At 70.2% G+C, this 6,140-nt stretch carries 5 protein-coding genes; 1 reads left to right on the top strand and 4 read right to left on the bottom strand.

Translation table 11 applies throughout. The features are described from left to right. Positions 1 to 212 precede the first annotated feature (212 nt). The 4 genes from ACWC5O_RS27070 to ACWC5O_RS27055 form a co-directional block, all read right to left on the bottom strand. Positions 213 to 410: an acyl-CoA carboxylase subunit epsilon gene (locus tag ACWC5O_RS27070; protein ID WP_450590413.1), complete on the bottom strand. Its 198-nt coding sequence runs from the start codon at positions 408 to 410 to the stop codon at positions 213 to 215. Between the two features lie 57 nt (positions 411 to 467). Beyond that, complete coding sequence (locus tag ACWC5O_RS27065) at positions 468 to 2,063, bottom strand: acyl-CoA carboxylase subunit beta (RefSeq protein WP_450590414.1); 1,596 nt, start codon at positions 2,061 to 2,063, stop codon at positions 468 to 470. A 154-nt stretch (positions 2,064 to 2,217) separates the two neighbouring features. Further along, entirely contained in the window at positions 2,218 to 4,575 is a 2,358-nt protein-coding gene (locus tag ACWC5O_RS27060) for a polysaccharide lyase 8 family protein (RefSeq protein WP_450590415.1), read from the bottom strand. A 10-nt stretch (positions 4,576 to 4,585) separates the two neighbouring features. Continuing rightward, positions 4,586 to 5,083: a hypothetical protein gene (locus tag ACWC5O_RS27055; RefSeq protein ID WP_450590507.1), complete on the bottom strand. Its 498-nt coding sequence runs from the start codon at positions 5,081 to 5,083 to the stop codon at positions 4,586 to 4,588. A gap of 276 nt (positions 5,084 to 5,359) precedes the next feature. On the opposite strand from ACWC5O_RS27055, the gene ACWC5O_RS27050 reads away from it, so the two are divergent. Next, positions 5,360 to 5,968 (top strand): YceI family protein, encoded by a 609-nt coding sequence (locus ACWC5O_RS27050; protein WP_450590416.1) that lies wholly within the window; start codon positions 5,360 to 5,362, stop codon positions 5,966 to 5,968. Positions 5,969 to 6,140: the final 172 nt, after the last annotated feature.

Genomic DNA, 6,140 nt, shown 5'->3' with positions numbered 1-6,140 from the left:
AACCTGCGGGGCCCCTGAGGCTTCCGCTCATCCCGAATCTCGAAGTCCATCGCATCCCCTGAGCTGGGGTGTTGCGACGACCACTAGAACGGAAGCACGGGGAGGGCCCTTCGCTTTCCGCCGCGGCGGCGCTTCTCTCTTCCTGTGCCTGCACACCAAGAAGGGCCCCTCTGAAGCAGAGGGGCCCTCAAGAACCTGCTGAGCGGCGCAGCCTATCCGTGCCAGCTGTGCGGCGCCCGGAAGCCGGGCTCGCGCTCGAGGCGGCGCCAGCCGGCCTTGGCCCGGCCTCGGTGGGACTGGGCCGAAGCCGCCGGCTGGGCGGCCGCACGGGCCAGGAGGACGGCCGTGATGGCGGCGACTTCCTCGGGCTCGGCGTGGCCCTTCTCGACGCGGATGTCAGGCGTGTTCATGGATGTCAGTCTCCGTGAGAGAGAGGTCCGCGGGGTTGCCGCGACGGGTCCGCTCGGTTACTGCGGGGGGTTGCCGTGCTTGCGGGAGGGCAGGTCGGCGTGCTTGGACTGCAGCATCGCCAGGGACTTGGCGAGGACCTCGCGGGTCTCGGCGGGATCGATGACGTCGTCCACCAGGCCGCGCTCCGCCGCGTAGTACGGGTGCATCAGCTCGGCCTTGTACTCCTTGACCATCTTCTGCCGCGTGGCCTCGGGGTCCTCGGCGTCGGCGATCTGGCGGCGGAAGATGACGTTGGCCGCGCCCTCCGCGCCCATCACGGCGATCTCGTTGGTGGGCCAGGCGTAGGTGAGGTCGGCGCCGATCGACTGGGAGTCCATGACGATGTAGGCACCTCCGTACGCCTTGCGCAGGATGAGCGAAATCCTCGGCACGGTCGCGTTGCAGTAGGCGTACAGCAGCTTCGCGCCGTGGCGGATGATTCCGCCGTGCTCCTGGTCGACACCGGGCAGGAACCCCGGTACGTCCAGGAAGGTCACGATCGGGACATTGAAAGCGTCACACATCTGGACAAAGCGCGCAGCTTTTTCGCTCGCCTCGATGTCCAGGACACCGGCCAGCACCTGGGGCTGGTTGGCGACGATGCCGACCACCTGGCCGTCCAGGCGGGCCAGCGCGCAGATGATGTTCCGCGCCCAGCGCTCGTGGACCTCCACGTACTCGCCGTCGTCGACGATCTCCTCGATGACCTTGGCCATGTCGTACGGCCGGTTGCCGTCCGCCGGCACCAGGTCGAGCAGGACGTCGCTGCGGCGGTCCACCGGGTCGCCGGCCTCCACCCGGGGCGGGTTCTCGCGGTTGTTCTGCGGGAGCAGCGAGAGGAGGTAGCGCACCTCGGCGATGCAGGTCTCCTCGTCGTCGTACGCGAAGTGACAGACACCGCTCGTCTCGGCGTGCACGTCCGCGCCACCCAGGCCGTTCTGGGTGATCTCCTCGCCCGTCACCGCCTTGACCACGTCCGGGCCGGTGATGAACATCTGGGACGTCTCGCGGACCATGAACACGAAGTCCGTCAGCGCCGGGGAGTAGGCCGCGCCGCCCGCGCACGGGCCCAGCATCACGGAGATCTGCGGGATGACACCCGAGGCCTTCGTGTTGCGCTGGAAGATGCCGCCGTAGCCGGCGAGGGCCGAGACGCCCTCCTGGATACGGGCGCCGGCGCCGTCGTTCAGGGAGACCAGCGGCGCACCGGCCGCGATGGCCATGTCCATGATCTTGTGGATCTTGGTGGCGTGGGCCTCGCCCAGCGCACCGCCGAAGATCCGGAAGTCATGGGCGTACACGAAGACCGTGCGGCCCTCGACCGTGCCCCAGCCGGTGATGACACCGTCGGTGTACGGCTTCTTCGCCTCCAGGCCGAAACCGGTGGCCCGGTGCCGGCGCAGCTGCTCGACCTCCTGGAAGGACCCCGGGTCCAGGAGCAGCTCGATGCGCTCCCGCGCCGTCAGCTTGCCCTTGGCGTGCTGCGCCTCGGTCGCCTTCTCGCTGGGGCCTGCCACGGCCTGCGCACGGATCTCGTGCAGCTCGGCGACCCGTCCGCGCGCGTCCGTCGGCTCGCCGGTCGGCTCACCCGTCGTCTCTTCCAAAACGGTCATGTAGCGACCTTACGAAGGACACCAAGGAAAGCGAGCCGTCGACTCCGTACAGTCTCCAGCCCGTTTTCCTGGTGCCACCAAACAGAACCACGGCGGCATGCAGCCGTTCCGACTGCTCAGGGGGCGTTGACGTTGTGGGGAAGCCACAAAGGCGTCACCTGAGAGACAGCTCACATTCGTGTGTGGAGCATGCCATCCCTGGAGTGACGCGGAGCCTCAGACGGTGCCCCGCCGAGAGGACTTCCACGGTGTCGTCGGCCCTGACGACCGAGCGCACGGGGTGGTCCCAGACGATCTCCAGGGGTGTGCCCGTGCGGGGCGGCTCGCTGACACAGAGGGTAGCGGTACGGCCCCGGCGCCGGACGAGCACGCTCGCGCCGGCGGAGGCGGTCAGGCCACCCACCGTACCGGCTTCCCACAGGTTCGCCGCGGTCAGGCCGAGCGCGGGCACGGCGACGGCCTGACGGCGGGCGTCGTTGACGAGGACGCACAGCCAGTGACGGTCGGCGGCTCGGGCGGCGACCTCGGCGCGGGAGGCGCCCGGCAGCAGGACATAGGCGCACGAGGCGTCGGCCGGGTCGGTGCCGTGGTCGAGCCAGAGGGTCTGCCAGCGGCGGGTGCGGCGCTCGGCCGTACTGGTGGTGTTGATGTCGGACCAGGCGCCGGTGCGGTCCTCGCGCAGGGTGCGCAGCTCGCCGCCGCAGGGCAGGATCCAGCCGCCGTGGCCCTCCAGGTGGGCCCAGCCCGGGCCGCCCGTGAGGGCCTGGGTGCCGTTCTCGCCGAGGTTGCGGTTGTCCACGACCGTCTCGACGGGGACGCCGTCGGCGCAGGTGATCCCGGCGCCCAGGCAGACGACGGCGTCGTCGAGGAAGAACCAGGACCTGCGGGCCTCCAGCGTGGACCCGAGCCCCTTGAGGTGCTGGCCGACGGCCGCGTACTCGCCGTCGGTCGCGCCGCCGACCCAGCGGACGTCCGGCTTGGGGGCGCCCCACTCGCCGCCGGCCCGGTCGGCGAGGCGCCTGGTCGACACGGTCGTGCCGGGAAGGCGGTACCAGTCCACGGTCGGCCAGTACCAGTCGGTGTACTGATCGGACCGGTCGGACCGGTCGGACCGGTCGCCGCGCCCGGCCGGCCACCAGGAGAGCATCCCGGCGCCGGTGTGCCAGCCACGTGGGTTCTCGCCGTTTCCGCACTCGTAGTGCGCGATGCGGTCGGAGGCCATGGAGAGCGCGGCGGTGAAGCGGGGGCGGCGGTGGACGGCCCGGTCCATGGCCGGAAAGAGGCGGTGCCCGACGGGTTCCGGGCTCGCGGGTACGGCCGCGTCGGCGACGGCGTGCAGCCGGGCCAGATCCGCCACCCCGAACTGACTGGCCGTCAGGATCGGTGTCACGGTGTCCCGTTGGATCCAGCCCTTGATCCGGCCGTACCACCGCTCCCGCTCCGCCTCGCTCGCGCCGCCCGCGAGCAGGGCGATGGCCGCGATCAGGGCCCGCCCGTGGTAGTGGTCGCTGCGCATGACGTGCAGATCGTCGCCGCGCAGATAACCCCGGCTGATGGCACGGCCGTTGACGCAGTCCATCACCAACCCGTCGTGGATCAGGGGCGCGTAGGCGTGCTCGACGCTGTCCAGGACGTTCTGCCGGACCGGGTCGGTGACTTCCCACGGCGACTCGGCGAGCAGGGCGAACAGCCGCCCCAGGCCGTCGAGCAGCACCTGGCCGTACGTCCCGGAGTAGGCGACCCAGGTGTGCTGGACGAAGGAGCCGTCGGCGTAGAGGCCGTCGCCCCGGGTGACGTACGGGAAGACCGGCGAGAGGGCGTCCCGGGCGAGCGTGACACGGCCGCCGGCCCGGCCGAGGATGCCGCGCAGGGCGACGGAGCGGCACAGGTCGACGCGGTTGGCGCCGGTGGAGGTGCCGGAGTAGTCGGTGAGCATCGCGTCGGGGATGAAGTGGTCGACGGCGGCACAGGCGGCCGCGACCCGGCTCTCGCCGAGGTGGTCGTACAGGGCGGCCGTGAGGTCCATGAGGAGCCGGGGGCTGCCGATCTGCCATTCCCACCAGTTGCCGTAGCGGGTGGTGGCCGGGTTGTAGACGGTGGCGGAGAGGTGGTCGAGGCCGCGCAGCACGTCGGCGAGGAGGGCGTCGTCGCCGGTGAAGCCGGTGCCGGGCTGGACGTAGGCCTGGGCCATGGTCCACAGGCAGCCGTAGCTGAAGGTGATGCCGGCGGGCGGGTCGAAGGGGTGACCCGGCCAGAGCGAAGCCGGGGCAGGGGCCATGGTGCCCCGGAAGTTCCTGGCCGATGCCCCGAGTTGGGCGAGCCGGGAGGCGTACGGCTCGGCCGCCGGGTCGTACCCGGCGCCGAGGGCGATGTCGAGCCAGCGGCGACGGAGTGTGTCGTAGGGGTCGGCGGCGGGTGCCGCGTGGGCCCTGGGCGCCAGGGCGGCGGTGAGGGCGGCGGCCAGCAGCAGGGCGCGCCGCGTCGGTCCGGTCGTACCCGTGCCGGTGGTCACCGCCCCTGCCTCAGCAGCCGCCGCAGTTGTAGTAGAGGACGTCCCAGTGGGTGCCCTCGTCGGCATAGATGTTGCCGGAGCCGGACCGGTACTGCGGGGCACCGTCCCCGCGCAGACCGATGTAGGTGAAGTTGCCCTTGATGTACGCCGTGACGCAGGTGTTCTTGCCGTAGTCGAGCTTGTAGCCGTTCCAGTGGGAGTAGGTGCCGGAGGCGTGGCCGGTCTCGGTGCCGCCGGTGATGTTGAGGGCGCAGCCGCCGGCCCGCTTGAGGGTCTGGGCGCCCTGCGCGGTGGCGAGGTTGAGCTGTTCGAAGGACGTACAGGTGGGGTTGTTCCGGTCGGAGCAGTTGCCCGAGGAGGACCAGGTGATGCCGACGTCGCGGAACATCTGGGTGGCGGTCGCGTGGCTGACCTTGGTGACGGCGAAGGCGTCGGTGGCGGTGCCGACGACGGCGACGCCGGGGGCGACGACGAGGGCGAGCGCGGTCAGGACGGAGCGGACCTTCATGACCTTCGTGGCCTTCATGGGGACCCTTCCTGCGGATGGCCGTGCTTCCTGTGGGGCGGCTGTGCAGGTGGTGCACGCCGATGGTGCCCGAGCCCTGTGCACGTCCACCAGAGGGCGCGCACGGTGACTCCCGGTTACCGTGAAAACACGATGCGGATGATGTTGAAAACTGAACGGAATAGGTCTACGGTCACAGTCGTTAGGTTCGTTGAACGTTAAACAGAAAGCCCCGCGGCTTCGGCATCACCGACCGCGCCCGTCCCCAAGGAGCACGTCATGGGCATCTTCGGCCGCAAGGAATCCACCCCCGCCCCCGCCTCGGCGCCCACCACCGTCAGCCCCGACCTGGCCGCGCTGACCGGTGACTACACGCTCGACCCCGCGCACACCACGATCGGCTTCGTGGCCCGCCACGCGATGGTCACGAACGTCAAGGGCAGCTTCCTGGACTTCACGGGCACCCTGCACCTGGACGGCGCGGACCCCGCCAAGTCCACCGCCACGATCGACGTCCGGATGGAGAGCGTCGAGACCGGCAACGCCGACCGTGACGGCCACCTGAAGTCCTCGGACTTCTTCAAGACCGACGAGTTCCCGGCGATGACCTTCCGCTCCACCGACGCGGAGGCCCTGGGCGGCGACGACTACCGCATCACCGGCGACCTCTCCATCCTCGGCGTGACCAAGCCGATCACCATCGACCTGGAGTTCAACGGCGCCGCGAAGGACCCGTTCGGCAACGAGCGAGTCGGCTTCGAGGGCAAGGCCGAGATCCTGCGCTCCGAGTGGGGCCTGACCTGGAACGCGGCGCTGGAGACCGGCGGCTTCCTGGTCTCCGACAAGATCAAGCTGAACTTCGACATCTCGGCGATCAAGAACGCGTGAGCCTCCGGCGGTTCAGCCGCCCCGATGCCTCCACACCCTGAGCGCGCCCGCCCTCCACTCCCCCGAAAAGGGAGGGCGGGCGTTCGCCTGTTCGTGTCAGAGTGGTCCGATGGCAGCACTCTCCGAACACGAAGAGACCGACTGGGTCCATCTCGCCTCGTTCCCGAACCTG

This window comes from Streptomyces sp. NPDC001450, from assembly GCF_053597295.1.
Note: the sequence above shows the minus strand (reverse complement) of the source record. Positions and strands in the feature narration are given on the sequence as shown.